This window comes from Synechococcus sp. R6-10, from assembly GCF_047461815.1.
Classification (GTDB): Bacteria; Cyanobacteriota; Cyanobacteriia; order Thermostichales; family Thermostichaceae; genus Thermostichus.
Map to the genome: position 1 here is coordinate 1 of NZ_JANSHW010000624.1, position 532 is coordinate 532.

Sequence of the window (532 nt, forward strand, 5' to 3'; positions counted from 1 at the left end):
TACTTTGGGATTGTGACCTGTCGCTGCCCGTGCCCCGACGCAAATGGCAACATCGTCTACGAGTCGCGCCCCATCTACCGCCAGACATCCACCACGCGCGAGCGTGCCACGAGCCTGTGGATTGTGCCCGACCTGCCGCGCGAGTTCGTCGCGCTTGGTGAGAACCTTACGCACGAATACCTGATGTACCGCGCCAAGTTCCCGCAGGTGCGCGTCGCGCGGAACGCGAGCAGTGTCCGCACGGAGTATAACTGCGACACGGGCAACACGACGCCGTGCAGCAGCACGCTCAGCGAACCCGTTCTGCTCCACCCCCAGCGCGACGAGCTGCTCTATGTGCATGACGGCGGCGCGGGGAATCCGCTCAACGAGCCGATGACTGAGCCGCTGCACTGCCCATACACACTAAGCATCACGCTCACCCGCTCCGTGACGCATCGCGGTTGCCCGTCGGGTCCGACGGCATGCCCCGCATGCCCGCCTGGATATGAGGGCAGCACCGAGCCGTGCTGCGCCAGCCTCATCGACAGCG

Annotated in this window: 1 protein-coding gene; it reads left to right on the forward strand. The window is 65.4% G+C overall.

All coding sequences use genetic code 11. The features are described 5' to 3' along the window. A partial coding sequence (locus NW837_RS14665; protein ID WP_414332307.1) for a hypothetical protein occupies window positions 1-532 on the forward strand: 532 nt, incomplete at both ends.